The organism is Streptomyces sp. NPDC045968 (assembly GCF_056430475.1).
Genome location: NZ_JBWKLF010000001.1, coordinates 364,816 through 381,602, shown reverse-complemented (window position 1 = coordinate 381,602; position 16,787 = coordinate 364,816). Strand labels below are relative to the sequence as shown.

The following is a 16,787-nucleotide window of genomic DNA, read 5'->3' as shown; positions in this document are numbered from 1 at the left end:
CTTCTCCTCTCCCCCTCTCCTTCCCCCTGTCCCTGGGAGCCCTGTCATGCGCAGAAGCCGACTGACCACCACCGCCGCTGTCGCGGTCGCCGCGATATCGGTCCTCGCCACCGCCTGTACCGGCCAGGCCGAATCCGGTGCGACCGACGACCCGAACGCGAAGACGACGATCAACTTCTGGCACGGCTGGAGCGCGCCCGCCGAGGTCAAGGCGGTCAAGGACAACGTCGACCGGTTCGAGAAGGCCCACCCGAACATCAAGGTCAACGTCGTCGGCAACATCAACGACGACAAGCTCAACCAGTCGCTCCGGGCGGGAGGTTCGAAGGGCCCCGACGTGGTCTCCTCGTTCACCACCGCGAACGTCGGCAAGTTCTGCTCCTCCGGTGCCTTCGCCGATCTGACGCCGTTCATCGAGAAGTCGAAGCTGGATCTGGAGAAGACCTTCCCGAAGGTGCTTCTGGACTACACCCAGTTCGAGGGCAAGCGCTGCGCGCTCCCGCTGCTCGCCGACGCGTACGGCCTCTACTACAACAAGGACGCCTTCGAGAAGGCCGGTATCGCCGGGCCGCCGGTGACGATGTCCGAACTGGCGTCGGTCGCCAAGAAGCTGACGGTCGAGAAGGGCGGCAGCTACGAGCAGCTGGGCTTCATGCCCACCTTCCACGGCTACGAGACGGTCGCCGACCACTACCTCTCCTCGTGGGACCACGCGTACTTCGACAAGGACGGCGCGTCCAACATCGCCAAGGACCCGGCGTTCGCCGAGATGTTCACGTACCAGAAGAAGCTGGTCGAGGACCTGGGCGGATACGAGAAGCTGGAGAAGTACCGCGGCACCTTCGGTGACGAGTGGGGCTCCAAGCACCCGTTCCACACCGGTCAGGTCGCCATGCAGCTGGACGGCGAGTGGCGGCTCGGCATGGCCACCGACGCCAAGGTGCCCTTCGAGATCGGTGTCGCGCCGATGCCCGTCGCGGACGACGAGCGCGACAGCTACGGCAAGGGCTTCCTCTCCGGCACGATCATGGGCATCGCCCCGGGCAGCACGAAGCAGAACGCCGCCTGGGAGCTGGTCAAGTTCATGACGAGCGACACGCAGGCCGTGGTCGACTTCGCGAACGGGATCCGCAACGTGCCCTCGACCTTCGAGGCACTGAAGTCCCCCGGCCTGAAGTTCGACCCGCGCTTCAAGACCTTCCTCGACATCGCCCAGCACCCCGAGTCCAGCACCCCGGACGGCGCGATCAACGGCTCGACGTACCAGCAGACCATCCAGGACTTCGGCTTCCAGTACGAGAAGGGCTCGGTGAAGGACCTCAAGGCCGGTCTGGAGAAGACCGCCGCGCAGATCGACACCGACATCGCGAAGGCCAAGTAGCCCCGATGACCACGCACACTCTCCGCTCGAAGCGCAGGCGGTCGGCGCTGCGCACGGCGGCCTTCATGTCGCCCTGGCTGATCGGGTTCACGGTCTTCTTCGCGTACCCGATGGTCTCGACCGTGTACTTCTCCTTCACGGACTACGACGGGTTCGCGGCCCCGTCCTTCAACGGCCTGGCCAACTGGTCCTACGTCTTCAACGACTACCCGATGTTCTGGCCCTCGCTGCGCAACACGCTGTGGCTGGTGCTCGTCATGGTCAGCTGCCGGGTGGTGTTCGGTATCGGCGTCGGCATGCTGATCACCAAGATCAAGACGGCCACGGGGGTCTTCCGCACCCTCTTCTACCTGCCGTACCTGGCACCGCCGGTCGCCGCGACGCTCGCGTTCGTCTTCCTCCTCAACCCGGGGACGGGGCCGGTCAACGCGATCCTCGGTGACCTGGGGCTGCCGACGCCCGGCTGGTTCAACGACGCGAGCTGGTCGAAGCCGGCGCTCACCATGCTCGCGGTGTGGGGCATCGGTGACCTGATGGTCATCTTCATGGCCGCGTTGCTCGACGTGCCCAAGGAGCAGTACGAGGCGGCCGAGCTGGACGGCGCGTCCGCCTGGCAGCGGTTCCGTTTCGTCACGCTGCCGAACATCTCGCCGATCGTGCTGTTCGCCGTGGTCACCGGGGTGATCCAGGCGATGCAGTACTACACCCAGCCCCTCGTCGCCGGGAAGGTCGCCTCCGGCGTGATCGGCGGCTCCGGGCAGCAGTTCGAACCCGGTTATCCCGACAAGTCGACACTGACCCTGCCCCAGCTCGTCTACAACCTCGGCTTCCAGCGCTTCGACTACGGCTCCGCCTGCGTCGTCGCCCTCGTCCTGTTCGCCCTGGCCATGGCGTTCACCGCGCTTCTGATGCGGGGCCGCAACAACCTGATCCAGGCCGGTGACTGAGCCATGACCACCCCACTCCTCGACAAGCCCGCCGCCAAGGTGACCGACGCACCCACTCCGGCCGAACGCACCGCACGCCGCAAGGCGCTGCTGCACTGGATCGCCGTCCACTCACTGGGGATCGCCGCCGCGCTCTTCTTCGTGCTGCCGTTCGTCTTCGTCCTGCTGACCTCGCTGATGAGCGACCAGCAGGCCCTGACCCGGGACCTCACCCCCAACACCTGGGAGTGGGACAACTACCGCAAGGTCTTCAACACCCCGGGATTCCTCACCTGGTGGCGCAACACCCTGCTGTACGCGGGGCTGGGCACGGTCCTGACCGTGCTGTCGTCCGTGCCCGTGGCGTACGCGCTGGCCAAGTTCCGCTTCCGCGGGCGCAAGCTGTCGCTGATGCTCGTCATCTCGATGATGATGCTGCCGCCCCAGGTCGTGATCATCCCGATGTACCTGTTCTGGGCGAAGCAGATGGACCTGTCCGGCACGCTCTGGCCGCTGATCATCCCCATGGCGTTCGGTGACGCGTTCTCCATCTTCCTGCTGCGGCAGTTCCTGCTGACCATCCCGAACGAGTACCTGGACGCGGCGAAGGTCGACGGCTGCGGCGAATTGCGCACCCTCATCAGGGTGGTGATCCCGATGGCCAAGCCGGGGATCGCCGCGATCGCCCTGTTCCAGTTCTTCGCCGCCTGGAACGACTACTTCGGTCCGCAGATCTACGCCTCCGAGAACCCGGCCGCCTGGACGCTCAGTTACGGCCTGGAGTCCTTCAAGGGCGCACACCACACCGACTGGAATCTGACCATGGCCGCGACCGTCCTGGTCATGGCCCCCGTGATCCTCGTCTTCTTCTTTGCCCAGAAGGCATTCGTCGAGGGCGTCACACTGACCGGAGTAAAGGGCTGACATGAAGCTCGCAGTAGTGGGTGGCGGGTCCACCTATACCCCTGAACTGATCGACGGTTTCGCCCGCCTGCGGGACACCCTGCCGGTCGAGGAGCTGGTGCTCATCGACCCGGCGGCCTACCGTCTCGAACTCATCGGCGGCCTGGCCCGGCGGATCTTCGCCAAGCAGGGCCACCCCGGGAAGATCACCACCACCTCCGATCTGGACGCCGGCGTCGCTGACGCCGACGCGGTCCTCCTCCAGCTCCGGGTCGGCGGGCAGGCCGCCCGCAACCAGGACGAGACCTGGCCGCTGGAGTGCGGCTGCGTCGGCCAGGAGACCACCGGGGCCGGCGGCCTCGCGAAAGCGCTGCGGACCGTGCCGGTCGTCCTGGACATCGCCGAACGCGTCCGCCGCACCAACCCCGACGCCTGGATCATCGACTTCACCAACCCGGTCGGCATCGTCACCCGGGCGCTGCTCCAGGCCGGGCACAAGGCCGTCGGTCTCTGCAACGTGGCGATCGGCTTCCAGCGGAAGTTCGCCCGGCTGCTCGATGTGACCCCGGGCGAGGTGCATCTCGACCACGTCGGCCTGAACCACCTGACCTGGGAACTCGGAGTGCGCCTCGGCGGCCCGGACGGCGAGAACGTCCTGCCGGGGCTGCTCGCCGAGCACGGGAGCGCCATCGCGGACGACCTGCACATGCCCCGGGAACTCGTCGACCGGCTCGGCGTCGTCCCCTCGTACTACCTGCGGTACTTCTACGCGCACGACGAGGTCGTACGGGAGCTCGGCACGAAGCCGTCGCGCGCGGCCGAGGTCGCCGCGATGGAGAAGGAGCTCCTCGCGATGTACGGGGACCCCGCGCTGGACGAGAAGCCCGCGCTGCTCGGCAAGCGCGGCGGTGCCTTCTACTCGGAGGCGGCCGTGGACCTGGCGGCCTCCCTCCTCGGCGGTGGCGGCTCCGCCGTGCAGGTGGTCAACACCTACAACAGGGGCACGCTGCCGTTCCTGCCGGACGACGCCGTGATCGAGGTGCAGGCCCGGGTCGACGGCACGGGGGCGACCCCGCTCGCCGTTCCCCGGCTCGACCCGCTGTACTCCGGTCTGATCGCCCAGGTGACGGCGTACGAGGATCTCGCCCTGGACGCCGCGCTGCGCGGCGGGCGCGAGCGGGTGTTCAAGGCGCTCCTCTCGCACCCCCTGATCGGTCAGTACGAGTACGCCGAAGGCCTCACCGACCGGCTGATCGCCCACAACCGGGAGCACCTCGCGTGGGCGTGAACGTCTCGGTCGTCGCCATCGACGCGGGAAACAGCAAGACGGATGTCGCGCTGATCGGGGCGGACGGCACGGTCCTGTCCACGGCCCGCGGCGGTGGCTTCCAGCCGCCGGCCGTGGGCGTCGACGCGGCACTGGACGTGCTGGGCTCGATCCTGGACCGGGCGCTGGCCGGGTGCGGCGCGAGCGCCGGCTCCCTCGGCCATGTGTCCGCGTGCCTGGCCAACGCCGATCTCCCGGTCGAGGAGGCCGAGCTGACGGAGGCCCTGCTCGCCCGGCGGTGGGCGCGCACGGTGGAGGTGCGCAACGACACCTTCGCCATACTGCGCGCCGGGGTGGACGAGCCGCGGGGGGTGGCCGTCGTCTGCGGTGCGGGGATCAACTGTGTGGGCATGGTGCCGGACGGCCGCACCGCCCGCTTCCCGGCCATCGGCAAGATCTCCGGTGACTGGGGAGGCGGCGCGGGGCTGGCCGAGGAGGCCATGTGGTTCGCGGCGCGGGCCGAGGACGGCCGCGGCGAGGCGACCGAACTGGTCCGCACGCTGCCGGGGCACTTCGGTCTCGGCTCGATGTACGAACTCATCGAGGCGTTGCACCGGGGGCGGGTCCCCTACGCCTCGCGGCACGAGCTCACCCCGGTCCTGTTCGCCACGAGCGCGGCCGGGGACCCGGTGGCACGCTCCGTCGTGGACCGGCTGGCGCACGAGGTCGTCGCCATGGCCTCGGTGGCGCTGACCCGCCTCGGCCTGCTCGACGAGGAGACGCCCGTGCTGCTGGGCGGCAGCGTGCTGGCCGCGCGTCACCCGCAGCTCGACGCGCGGATCGCCGAACTCCTGGTGGCCCGCGCCCCGAAGGCCGTGATCCGGGTGGTCGCGGAGCCGCCCGTCCTCGGGGCCGGACTGCTGGGCCTGGACCACACGGGCGCGGCGCCCGAGGTGCACGCCAGGCTGCGCGCGCAGTACGTGTGACGGCGGCCGGGGTGCACCCCCGGTGACCGCTTCGGCGCCGGACGGGCCTGACTCCCCCGCCCGTCCGGTGTGAGGCGCGCCCTGGATACGGGAACCGATCACTCGTCCCGTACGTGTTCAAGGGTGGGGAGGCCGATCCGCCTGGGGCGGACGTTTCGACGCGGGATCCGGGCGTTCCTGGTGTGGATGTCGGTCCCTCGGCCATACTGCTGGCCGGGTACCAGTCCCCCGCTCGGCCGGGGGGCCGTGCCGCAGTCAGTGACCGAGGGGGAGGTCAAGTGACATACCCGCCGAACGGGGGCTCGCTACGGGAGCGTGCGCCCGCGCCACCGCCCGTACCCGCGCAGCGTCGGAGCGCCTGGTCCGGACCGGCGGAGCGGCTGCGTGCCGCGGCGACGACCGAGCCCGGCCGGCTGCAGATCATCGGGGCCGTACTGGCCCTGCTGGTGGTGACGTTCGGCGCCGTGACGGCGCTGGAGATCTCCGCGCGGTCCGCCGCCGCCGACGACGTGGTGAACCGCAGTCAGCCGCTGAGCGCGGACGCGGCGAGCATCTACCGCTCGCTGGCCGACGCGGACACGATGGCGGCCAGCGGCTTCCTGGCGGGCGCGCAGGAGCCCAGGGACGTGCACGAGCAGTACGAGAAGGACATCGGGGAAGCCTCCCGGCTGCTCGTGAGAGCGGCCGCGGCCACGGACGCCTCGACCTCCTCCGGCCGGGAGATCACCACGCTGGCCGAGACGCTTCCCGTGTACACCGGTCTGATCGAGCGGGCGCGGGCCAACAACCGCCAGGGACTTCCGCTCGGTGGCGCCTATCTCCGGTACGCGAACCACAAGATGACGTACGAGCTGCTGCCCGCGGCCGAGCGGCTGTACAAGGCGGAGACGGGCCGGCTCGGCGAGGACGCGGACGACGCCCGGCAGTGGCCGTACCTCTCGCTCTGCGCCGGACTCGTGGTGCTGGCCGCGCTGGTGTGGATGCAGCGGCGCAACTACCGCAGGACGAACCGGGTGCTCAACCACGGGCTGCTCGCGGCGACCGCCGCGTCCACCGTGGTGCTGCTGTGGCTGGCCGTGGGACACACGGTCGCGCGGGCCGAACTGCGTGCGGCGATGGTTCAGGGGCAGGAGTCACTCGATGTCCTCAACAACGCACGGATCAACTCGCTGAAGGCGCGCGCCAACGAGAACCTCACGCTGGTGGCCCGCGGCGCGGTGCTGACGGCGGACGGCAGGAACGACAAGTACGAGACCGACTACACCACGGGCATGAAGGCGCTCGGCGCACAGCTGAGGAGCGCCGAGAAGCTCGCCAAGGGCACCCAGGGGAGCGAGCCGGTGGCCGATGCCATCACCAGCGTGTCCGAGTGGCAGGGGCGCCACCGCAAGGCCCGCACGACCGACGACCAGGGCGACTACGACGGTGCCCTGAAGCAGATCATCGGCTCGAAGGACTCCACTGGCGAGTCGTTCGAGCAGGTGGACGCGGCACTGCGCAAGGCGCTCGCGCATGAGCAGGGCGAGTTCACCGTCGCCGCGAAGGACGGGCGCGGGGCGCTGGGCGGGCTGCCGATCGGGGCCGCGGCGCTCGGGGTGCTGGGCGCGGCCGCCGCCGTCGTCGGGGTCAACCGCAGGCTCTCGGAGTACCGGTGAGAGGGGGAGCGATGACCAGGGAACGCGACCGGGCCGGGCGCAGCAGGCTGCGCGGCTGGGGCGGTGTGACGGGCATGGCGGTGGCGTGCGCGGTCACCGCCTCGCTCACGCTGCTGCCGCTGTCCCACAGCGCGGACGGCTCCTTCGGCCCGAAGACCGTGGGACAGGGTGCGACGTCGGCGGTGCACGCACGCGCCGACGAGTGCACGGACCCGGAGGCGAGCCTTCAGCCCTCGGGCGACGACGGGCCGAGCATCGACAAGATCAAGGAACGCGGCAAGCTGATCGCCGGTGTCGACCAGAACAGCTTCCGGTGGGGCTACCGCAATCCGGAGACCCGCGAGCTCGAAGGCTTCGACATCGATCTGGTGCGGGCCATCGCGCAGAACATCCTGGGCGACCGGGACGCGGTGATCTTCCGTGCGATACCCACCAACCAGCGCATCGCGGCGCTGGAGAACGACCGGGTCGACGTCGTCGTGCGGACGATGACCATCAACTGCAAGCGGCTGGAGCAGGTCTCGTTCTCGACGGCCTACTTCCAGGCCGGACAGCAGGTGCTGGCCCCGAAGGACTCCACGATCACGGGGTACGACACGTCGCTGGACGGCAAGCGGGTCTGCTCCGCCGAGGGCTCCACGGCCTACGAGGCGCTGGAGAAGCAGTCGTTCGGCGCGGTGTTCAAGGACGAGGGCGACGGCACCGAGCGGGACAAGGACCAGCTGACCGTGCCCAACCAGCTCGACTGTCTGGTCCGGCTCCAGCTCGGCGAGGTCGACGCGATCGTCACGGACAACGCCCTGGCGGCCGGTCAGGCGGCCCAGGACCCGGCCGTCGTCCTGAAGGGCGACAAGCCGTTCACCACGGAGTACTACGGCGTGGCGGCGAAGAAGGGCGCGGACGATCTGGTGGCCCGCGTCAATCAGGTGCTGGTCGACTATCGCAAGGGCGGGAAGGACAGCCCCTGGATGGTGTCGTACCGCGAGTGGCTGGCCGGCGGCCTGCCCGGGATCACGGCGCCGCCGGCGCCCAAGTACCTGAGCAACTGAGTCCTCCGGCCCGCGGGCCGGACGGAAAGAGCGGAGAGGTGATCGATGGGCGTGGCGGGTTCCTTCCCCGGCTTCGCGGGGAGGCCCCCCGGCCCGGTCCTGGACCGGGACGAGGCGGACCGTGCGCTGGCCCGGCTCGGCGCGGAGCACGAGGCCATCGAGACCTCGCTCCTCGCCCTGCAGGACCATGCGGGCCGCCGGCTCCTGGAGGGCGCCGCGCTGACCGGCGTCACCAAGGACCGCTGGGCAGCGACCGAGCAGTCGATCACCCTGCTGTGGGGGTATTTCGACGCCTACGCCGACGCGCTCACCGAGGCCCGCGCGATACGGGCCCGCAGGCGCCACCCCAACCGGGACGACCTGCTGGCCCTGACGGAACTGCTGCGCGGCCAGGGGGTCACGGTGGCCAACACGGCCGCCGGTCCCGGCACTTCGGTCACCGGGCCGGCCATGCTCTCCGAGCGGTTCTCGCTGGAGGAGCTGGTCGCCCGGATGAACGAGCTGTACGCACGGGCGCTGGACATGGTCGTCGCCTGCGACTCCGTATGGTCCGCGCTGCCCGCCCGGATAGATCTGCTCGCCGCCGAACTGCGCCGTACGGCCTCGCTGGCGCACTCGGTCGGGGTGCGGCCGGGTGAGCATCCGGCCGGTGACGACCTGGAGTCGATCACCGAGGAGCTGGCGACGCTCCGGGTGCAGGTGATCTCCGATCCGCTGGCGTTCTGGCTGCCGGGCCCCGGCAGCGCGGCGCCCGGCGGCGGCCGGCCGGACACCGCACGGTACGACCGGGCGGCGCGAGCCCTGGAGGACATACGACGCGAGATCGAGGCCGTGCTCGCGGTCCGGCAGGACGCCGAACAGCGTCTGGTGCACCTCCGTGACGTGCTCTCCCGTGCCGACCGCACGCTCGCGGAGGCACGGTCGGCGCGCGGCGAGGTGCTGGCGAAGATCGCCGCGTCGGAGGTGCCCGCGGTCAGCGGGCCGCCGACCGCGTTGCAGGAGCGGCTGGCGGCCGCGTCGGACTACCGCAGGCATGCCCAGTGGCACCGGCTCTCCCCGCTCCTGGAGGCCCTGGAGCGCGAGGCGGAGGACGAACTGCTGCGGGCCCGTGAGTCGTTGACCTCGGTGACGGCGCCGCTCGCGGTCCGCGCGGAGCTGCGGGGCAGGCTGGACGCGTACAAGGCGAAGGTGGCCCGCCACGGCCTGGCGGAGGACCCGCTGCTGATCGAGCGGTACGACACGGCGCGCCGGATGCTGTGGAGCGCGCCGTGCGATCTGCGGGTCGCCGAGCAGGCGGTACTGCGCTTCCAGCAGGCGGCAGCGGAACTGCTGGCCCCGCAGCGGTCACCGGCGCCGGAGGACCGGTGGGGCGGGCAGGGCCGCGCATGAGCACACGTACGGCCGGAAAGAGAAGGACGGGGCCGCCGCGGCGGCGGGGCGAACAGGGGGAGACATCATGAGTACGCAGTGCCAGCGCCCCGCGTGCGAGGGCGACTACGAGGACATGGGCGGCGGTGAGCTGTACTGCGGCACCTGCGGTCTGGCTCCGGTCGTCTCGCCGACGGGCATGGTCAGTTCGCCGCCCACCGGGATCGCGGGCGGTGGCAGGGGTGGCAGCCGCGGCAGCAACAGCACCTCGCAGCGGTCGGGTTCACGGGCCTCTGCCAGATCGTCGTCGCGTTCGTCCACGTCGCGGCGCTCGGTCTCGGGACGGCTGTCCCGCTCGCTGTCGGGCAGCGCGACGGCCCGTTCGGTGTCGGTGCGCTCCTCGGGCTCGTCGACCGGCTCGTCGGGCCGGGGCAGGCTGGGCGCGGGCCTGGTGCTCGTGCCCGACGTCCCGCGGCCCGATCCGCGGACCGCCGTCATGGAGAAACCCGAGGTCCCGGAGCGCAAGCGGTTCTGTTCGCGCTCGGACTGCGGGGCGCCGGTGGGCCGGGCCCGTGGGGAGCGGCCGGGACGCACCGAGGGCTTCTGCACCAAGTGCGGACACCCGTACTCCTTCGTACCGAAGCTGCGCGGCGGCGACATCGTGCACGGCCAGTACGAGGTCGCGGGCTGCCTGGCGCACGGCGGGCTGGGCTGGGTCTATCTCGCGGTGGACCGTGCCGTCTCCGACCGGTGGGTGGTCCTCAAGGGCCTCCTGGACACCGGTGACCAGGACGCCATGGCCGCGGCCATCTCCGAGCGGCGCTTCCTCGCGGAGATCGAGCACTCCAACATCGTCCGCATCTACAACTTCGTCGAGCACCTCGACCAGCGGACCGGTTCGCTCGACGGCTACATCGTCATGGAGTACGTGGGCGGCAAGGCGCTCAAGGAGATCGCCAACGAGCGCCGCACACCGGCCGGGAAGCGGGACCCGCTGCCGGTCGAGCAGGCGTGCGCGTACGGCATCGAGGCGCTGGAGGCGCTGGGCCATCTGCACAGCCGCAATCTCCTGTACTGCGACTTCAAGGTCGACAACGCGATCCAGACCGAGGACCAGCTCAAGCTGATCGACATGGGCGCGGTGCGCAGGATGGACGACGAGGAGTCGGCCATCTACGGCACGGTGGGCTATCAGGCGCCGGAGGTCGCGGAGGTCGGACCGTCCGTCGCCTCCGACCTGTACACGGTCGCGCGGACGCTCGCCGTGCTCACCTTCGACTTCCAGGGCTACACGAACGTGTTCGTGGACTCGCTGCCCGACCCGGACAACATCGAGGTGTTCCGGAGGTACGAGTCGTTCTACCGGCTCCTCGTGCGGGCCACCGACCCGGACCCGGCGCGGCGGTTCGCCTCGGCGACGGAGATGGCCGAGCAGCTGACGGGGGTGCTGCGCGAGGTGGTGGCCCTTCAGACGGGGCGGCCGCGCCCGGCGCTCTCCACCCTGTTCGGTACGGAACTTCGGGTGACGGACACGGTGTTGTTCGCCGAGCTGACCGGTGATGTGTCGCGGCTCGGGGGCAGGAACACGACGGCCGGTGGCCGCCGGAAGCGGGGGGCGGCCGCCGCTGCGGTACCGGCCGCTCCGGGCGCGGTGGCGGGTGTGCCCGCGGTGGGGGTCCTGACCGGTCCGCCCGTCGGCGCACCGGCCGCGTACGGCGCCGCGGGTGCGGCGCCGCTGTCGGCGCCCGCCACGCATGTCCGGGGCGGCGGCGGTGGCACGGGCGGTGCCGGCACGGCGCTCGCCCCCGCGCCGACGCACGCCGCGATTCCGGCGCCGCGCCCACCGGCCCCCGCGCCGGGCACGCTCCCGGGTCCTGGCACGCTCCCCGGGGCCTACACGGGCGGCGGGCCGCGGCTCGTGGAGTTCGACGCGCGGGCGACCTCGCTCGCGCTGCCGGTCCCCCGCGTCGACGCGAACGACCCGAACGCCGGCTTCCTCGCCGGAGTGATGGCTTCCGCACCCACCGAACTGATCACCGCACTCCAGGCCGTACCCGCGGCCTCGCTGGAGACGCGGCTGCGTGAGCTGCGCGCCCGGCTGGAGATGAGTGACCTCGACGCGGGCGTACGGGCACTGTTCGAACTGGAGGACCAGCACCCGGACGACTGGCGGGTCGTCTGGTACCGGGGCATCACCTCACTGGTGACCGGGGACAACGAGAACGCGGCGCTGTCCTTCGACGCGGTCTACGACGCGTTCCCCGGCGAGCCGGCCCCCAAGCTGGCCCTGGGCATCTGCGCCGAGGTCCTGGGACAGCTGGACAACGCCGCCGAGTACTACCGGCTGGTGTGGACGACCGACCCGAGCTACGTCAGCGCGGCGTTCGGCCTGGCCCGGGTGCAGATCGCCGCCGGGGACCGGACCGGGGCCGTACGCACCCTGGAGTCCGTACCGGAGGCGTCGATCCACTACACGGCGGCCCGGGTGGCCGCGGTGCGGGCGCGGCTGCGTGAACGCGCCCCGCAGGAACCGCTGCTCGACGACCTGTCGGCCTCGGCGGCCCAGGTGACGGGTCTGGCGGGCTTCGGCCTGGACGCCGTGCGGCGTGAGCAGTTGTCGACCGAGGTTCTGGGTACGGCGCTCGACTGGGTACTCTCCGGTAGTCCGGCGGCACCCTCACCGGCCCGGTCGCAGCACACACCTTCGGGCCCGAGGACGCTGCTGGGCAGCGAACTGGACGAGCGTGGCCTCAGATTCGGTCTGGAGCGCTCGTACCGGATGCTCGCCCGGCTCGCACAGCGTGGCGACGAGCGGATCGAACTGGTGGAGCGGGCCAACCGTTTCCGCCCCCGGACGTGGGTGTGAAGATGTCACAGATCCACCAGCAGACCTCCTTGTCCAACTGTCCCGGCTGCGAGGAACCGCTGGAGACCGGCGACCTGTTCTGCGGGGCGTGCGGATACGACCTGTCGGTCGTGCCCGCGCCGCCGGACGACCGGCCGACGATCGCGATCGCCGTACCGGCGCCGGGCTACGGACCGGACGGGAGCGGTGCGGGACCGGGCTCCGGCGCACCGGAGGCCGGTTCCGTCGAGTGGCCTGCCGCGTCCGAGGTCGACAGTTCCGATCTGCCCGCGCCCGTGCACCGCGCGACCGATCTGCCGGGCACGGACTCGGGCGGCGCGGCCCTGCCCACCACGGAGGCCCCCGTACGTCACGACGAGCCGGGCGGGGCCGCGCCCGGCTCGGACGACTTCGAACTGGCGGCGCCCGGGGCGCCCGCACCCGATCCGCGCACCGCCGGGCACACCGCCGCCCCGGCGGCCGGCGGCAAGCTCTGTGTGGCGTGCCGTTCGGGCCAGGTGGACCCCGACGGATACTGCGAGAACTGCGGTCACGCCCAGCCCCGCGAACGCGATCACATGGAGCAGGAGCTCGGTTCGGTCGCCGCGGTCAGTGACCGGGGCCTGCGCCACCACCGCAACGAGGACGCCTTCGCCGTGTCCTCCACCGCCCTGCCGGACGGCTCCCCCGCCGTCGTCGCCATCGTCTGCGACGGCGTCTCTTCGGCGAGCCGTCCCGACGAGGCGTCGGCCGCCGCGGCGAGCGCCGCCAACGAGGCGCTGCTGGAGTCGCTGCCCCGGGGCACGCACCCGCAGCAGGCCATGCACGAGGCGATCGTCGCCGCGTCCGAGGCGGTCAACGCGCTGGCCGAGGAGCCGGGCCGGGCGACGGAGCACGACCAGCACCGCAGCCAGAACGCCCCCGCGTGCACCCTGGTCGGAGCGATCATGGCCGGCGGCCTGCTGGTCATCGGCTGGGTCGGCGACAGCCGGGTCTACTGGGTGCCGGACGACCGGGCCACCGCGCCCGCCCGGCTCACCGAGGACGACTCGTGGGCGGCGCAGATGGTCTCGGCGGGCCTGATGAACGAGGCGGAGGCGTACGCGGACGAGCGCGCCCACGCCATCACGGGCTGGCTCGGTGCCGACTCCTACGAACTGGAGCCGCACACCGCCTCGTTCAAGCCGGACCGTCCGGGCCTGGTCGTGGTGTGCACGGACGGCCTGTGGAACTACGCGGAATCCGCGGTGGAGATGGCCGCCGCCGTGCCCACGGACGCGCACGAACGGCCGTTGCACGGCGCCCAGGTGCTGGTGGGTCACGCACTCGACGGCGGGGGGCACGACAACGTAACAGTGGCGCTGCTGCCGTTCGCCGTGACGCCACAGGGGGCAGCACCCCCGTGGAGCACCGCCTGAGCCCCGCCCGCCTCGTTCCGTACGACCTGATCTGACCTACGTGGAGCCTCAAGGAGCCGATCAGATGGCCAACTTCTCCAAGTCGAACGTGCCGCAGTTCTCCGTCGAGGTCTACCAGAACGAATACCTGCCCGAGGGCGGCCGTGAGGTCAACGGCATCGTCACCGTCACCTCGACGGGCGGGGGCACCACCGGCGGAGTGCCGCTGACCGGGGCGTCCCCGGCGCCCTCGCACGTCCCGGGGCAGGCGCCGAACGCCGCCGTGGTGATCATGGTCGACTGCTCGGGTTCGATGGACTACCCGCCGACGAAGATGCGCAACGCGCGGGACGCGACGGCGGCGGCCATCGACACCCTGCGCGACGGCACCCGGTTCGCGGTCGTCGCGGGTACGCATGTGGCCAAGGACATCTATCCGGGCGGCGGCCGGCTCGCCACCGCCGACCAGCAGACCAAGGCCCAGGCCAAGGACGCGCTGCGCAGGCTGAGCGCGGGCGGCGGTACGGCGATCGGCACCTGGCTGCGGCTGACGGACCGGCTGCTCGGCGCCGCCGACGTGGACATCCGGCACGGCATCCTGCTGACGGACGGCCGCAACGAGCACGAGTCGCCCGAGGATCTGCGGGCGGCGCTCGACTCCTGCGCCGGCCGTTTCACCTGTGACGCCCGTGGTGTGGGTACCGACTGGGAGGTGAAAGAGGTCACAGCGATCGCCTCCGCGCTCCTCGGGACGGCCGACATCGTCGCGGACCCGGCGGGGCTGGCCGCGGACTTCACGCGGATGATGGAGAACACGATGGGCAAGGAGGTCGCGGACGTGGCGCTGCGGCTCTGGACGCCCGTCGGGGTCGAGATCAGGTTCGTCAAGCAGGTGGCGCCCACCGTCGCCGATCTGACCGGCCGCCGCACCGAGGCGGGTCCGCGCGCCGGGGACTATCCCACCGGCTCCTGGGGCGACGAGTCCCGCGACTATCACGTGTGTGTGGTGGTCCCGGAGGCCGGAATCGGCCAGGAGATGCTGGCGGCGCGGGTCTCGCTGATCCTCCCCGACCCGTCGGGCGGCACTCCGCGCACCCTCTCGCAGGGGCTCGTACGCGCGGTCTGGACGGACGACATGGTGGCGTCCACGTCGATCAACCCGCAGGTCGCGCACTACACGGGTCAGGCGGAACTGGCGCACGTCATCCAGCAGGGGCTCGATGCGCGCAAGTCGGGAGACTTCGACGGCGCGACCGCCAAGCTGGGCCGTGCGGTGCAGCTGGCGTCGGCTTCCGGGAACGAGGACACTGCGAAACTGCTTTCGAAGGTGGTCGACGTCGTCGATGCGGCGACCGGTACTGTGCGACTGAAGGCAAAGGTCGCGGAGGCGGACGAGATGACCCTCGAAACGCGCTCCACCAAGACCGTTCGCGTCAAGAAGTAGCGACGCGGCAACCACCGGCAACCGAACGAGCATGACGGCCCCCGGGCCGGACGAGGAGAGGGGGAAGCGCCGACATGCCGACCTGCCCGAACGGACACCAGTCGGGTTCCGAGGACTGGTGCGAGGTCTGTGGACATCGCATGGCCGGGGCGGGCGCGCCCGCGGGCGCGGTTCCTCCGCCGCCTCCCCCGCCGCCCGCGCCCGGCTACGGCTACCCGCAGGGCCCCGGCCCCGGGGAGCCGACCGCCCGTGCCGAGCTCTGCCCGCAGTGCCGCACCCCGCGTGAGGCGATGGCGCCCTTCTGCGAGGAGTGCCGCTGGAACTTCCTCACGAACACGGCGACCTCCTACACCCCGCTGGCACCGCAGCACGGCGCTCCGGGCGGCCCCGGCGCCCCGGTGCCCGGCCTCAACCTGCCGCCCGGCTTCCAGGCCCAGCAGGGACCGCCGTCCCCGCCGCCCCAGCAGCAGCGGGACCCGTTCGAGTACCAGAGTTCGCGCCCCTCGCAGATGAACCGTCCGGCGGAGCCGCTCTCGTCCGAGCAGGGCGGCCCCTCCGGTCCGCCGCCTCCGCCGTCGTTCCAGCAGGGGCCTCCGCCGTCGTTCCAGCAGGGGCCGCCGCCCCCGCCGGCCTTCCAGCAGCAGTCCGCACCGCCGGCCCCCGCGCGGCCGCAGGCTCCGCAGACCGGCGGCGACGACTGGCTGCTGCCGCCCCCTTCCCAGGGCCTCGCGCCTCAGCCGCCCGCCCCGCAGCCGCCGCAGGGATTCCAGCAGCCGATGCGGCAGCCGTTCCCTGGCCAGGGCCAGGGCCAGGGCCAGGGCCAGGGCCAGGGCCACGGGCCGGGCCAGGGACAGGCGCCCGGCCAGGGCCACCACCAGGGACCCGGCCAGGGTGGGAACCAGGGCCCCGGCCAGGACCACGGCCCCGGCCACGGGCAGAACCAGGGCCAGCAGTCCACCACCTGGACGGCCGTCATCGCCCCGGACCGCGAGTACTTCCTCGCGATGATGCAGCGCAGCGGCCCCGAGGCCACCGGGCTCAACCTGCCCGCGTACTCCCCGGAGCAGCACCTCCCGCTGACCGGCGGCCAGATCACCATCGGGCGCCGCCGGCAGAGCACGGGCGAGTCCCCCGACATCGATCTGTCCGTGCCGCCGGAGGACCCCGGGGTCTCGCACCAGCACGCGCTTCTGGTGCAGCAGCCCGACGGCGGCTGGGCCGTGGTCGACCAGAACTCCACCAACGGCACCACGCTCAACACCGCCGAGGACCCGATCCAGCCCTACGTCCCCGTCCCGCTCCAGGACGGCGACCAGGTGCATGTCGGGGCCTGGACGACCATCACCCTCCGTCGCGGCTGAGGTCCTGGCCGGTGACGGGCCAGACGTAGGGGCCCTCCGGGTCGTCGAGCTGGCGTGTCCAGGAATGGCCCACGGCGCCTCGGCGCCGTGGGCCGCGTAGTGGTCCGGGTGTCCGCCCATGCCCTCACTCTCCTGCCGCGGCGCCCGTGTGGCCAGAAGCGGAGTCCTAGGACCCGGGTCCTCGGCCGGTGCGTCTGCGACCATG

At 71.6% G+C, this 16,787-nt stretch carries 13 protein-coding genes; 12 read left to right on the top strand and 1 reads right to left on the bottom strand.

Annotation, left to right across the window (positions count from 1 at the left end; translation table 11 throughout):
* The first annotated feature begins 46 nt into the window (after positions 1-46).
* The 8 genes from AC07FA_RS01580 to AC07FA_RS01545 all read left to right on the top strand — a co-directional run bounded on the left by AC07FA_RS01580 (position 47) and on the right by AC07FA_RS01545 (position 9,556).
* Entirely contained in the window at positions 47-1,381 is a 1,335-nt protein-coding gene (locus tag AC07FA_RS01580; protein WP_479072669.1) for an ABC transporter substrate-binding protein, read from the top strand.
* A gap of 5 nt (positions 1,382-1,386) precedes the next feature.
* The gene (locus tag AC07FA_RS01575) at positions 1,387-2,328 is read left to right on the top strand and encodes a carbohydrate ABC transporter permease (RefSeq protein ID WP_479072668.1); all 942 of its coding nucleotides are present in this window, start codon (positions 1,387-1,389) and stop codon (positions 2,326-2,328) included.
* Between the two features lie 3 nt (positions 2,329-2,331).
* Complete coding sequence (locus AC07FA_RS01570; RefSeq protein WP_479072667.1) at positions 2,332-3,231, top strand: carbohydrate ABC transporter permease; 900 nt, start codon at positions 2,332-2,334, stop codon at positions 3,229-3,231.
* 1 nt (position 3,232) lies between these two features.
* Entirely contained in the window at positions 3,233-4,498 is a 1,266-nt protein-coding gene (locus AC07FA_RS01565) for a 6-phospho-beta-glucosidase (RefSeq protein WP_479072666.1), read from the top strand.
* A complete protein-coding gene (locus AC07FA_RS01560; RefSeq protein WP_479072665.1) occupies positions 4,489-5,463 on the top strand; it encodes an N-acetylglucosamine kinase in 975 nt (324 codons plus the stop codon). Before AC07FA_RS01565 ends, AC07FA_RS01560 begins: the two co-directional genes overlap by 10 nt.
* 278 nt (positions 5,464-5,741) lie before the next feature.
* Entirely contained in the window at positions 5,742-7,118 is a 1,377-nt protein-coding gene (locus AC07FA_RS01555) for a hypothetical protein (RefSeq protein ID WP_479072664.1), read from the top strand.
* Positions 7,119-7,129: 11 nt separating this feature from the next.
* Positions 7,130-8,167 carry a glutamate ABC transporter substrate-binding protein gene (locus tag AC07FA_RS01550; RefSeq protein WP_479072663.1) on the top strand — a complete coding sequence of 346 codons (1,038 nt, stop codon included), beginning with the start codon at positions 7,130-7,132 and terminating at the stop codon, positions 8,165-8,167.
* Between the two features lie 45 nt (positions 8,168-8,212).
* Complete coding sequence (locus AC07FA_RS01545) at positions 8,213-9,556, top strand: hypothetical protein (RefSeq protein WP_479072662.1); 1,344 nt, start codon at positions 8,213-8,215, stop codon at positions 9,554-9,556.
* A gap of 105 nt (positions 9,557-9,661) precedes the next feature.
* Here the strand turns inward: AC07FA_RS01545 and AC07FA_RS01540 are convergent, their stop codons facing one another.
* Positions 9,662-10,033 carry a hypothetical protein gene (locus AC07FA_RS01540; protein WP_479073448.1) on the bottom strand — a complete coding sequence of 124 codons (372 nt, stop codon included), beginning with the start codon at positions 10,031-10,033 and terminating at the stop codon, positions 9,662-9,664.
* Here AC07FA_RS01540 and AC07FA_RS01535 point away from each other — a divergent pair.
* From AC07FA_RS01535 to AC07FA_RS01520, 4 genes are all read left to right on the top strand, one after another.
* Positions 9,927-12,401, top strand: a complete 2,475-nt coding sequence (locus tag AC07FA_RS01535; protein WP_479073411.1) for a serine/threonine-protein kinase — start codon at positions 9,927-9,929, stop codon at positions 12,399-12,401. The genes AC07FA_RS01540 and AC07FA_RS01535 overlap by 107 nt on opposite strands.
* 2 nt (positions 12,402-12,403) lie before the next feature.
* Positions 12,404-13,798 (top strand): PP2C family protein-serine/threonine phosphatase, encoded by a 1,395-nt coding sequence (locus tag AC07FA_RS01530; protein WP_479072661.1) that lies wholly within the window; start codon positions 12,404-12,406, stop codon positions 13,796-13,798.
* 64 nt (positions 13,799-13,862) lie between these two features.
* Positions 13,863-15,221 (top strand): vWA domain-containing protein, encoded by a 1,359-nt coding sequence (locus tag AC07FA_RS01525; RefSeq protein WP_479072660.1) that lies wholly within the window; start codon positions 13,863-13,865, stop codon positions 15,219-15,221.
* Positions 15,222-15,295: 74 nt separating this feature from the next.
* The gene (locus AC07FA_RS01520; protein WP_479072659.1) at positions 15,296-16,582 is read left to right on the top strand and encodes an FHA domain-containing protein; all 1,287 of its coding nucleotides are present in this window, start codon (positions 15,296-15,298) and stop codon (positions 16,580-16,582) included.
* Positions 16,583-16,787 lie beyond the last annotated feature (205 nt).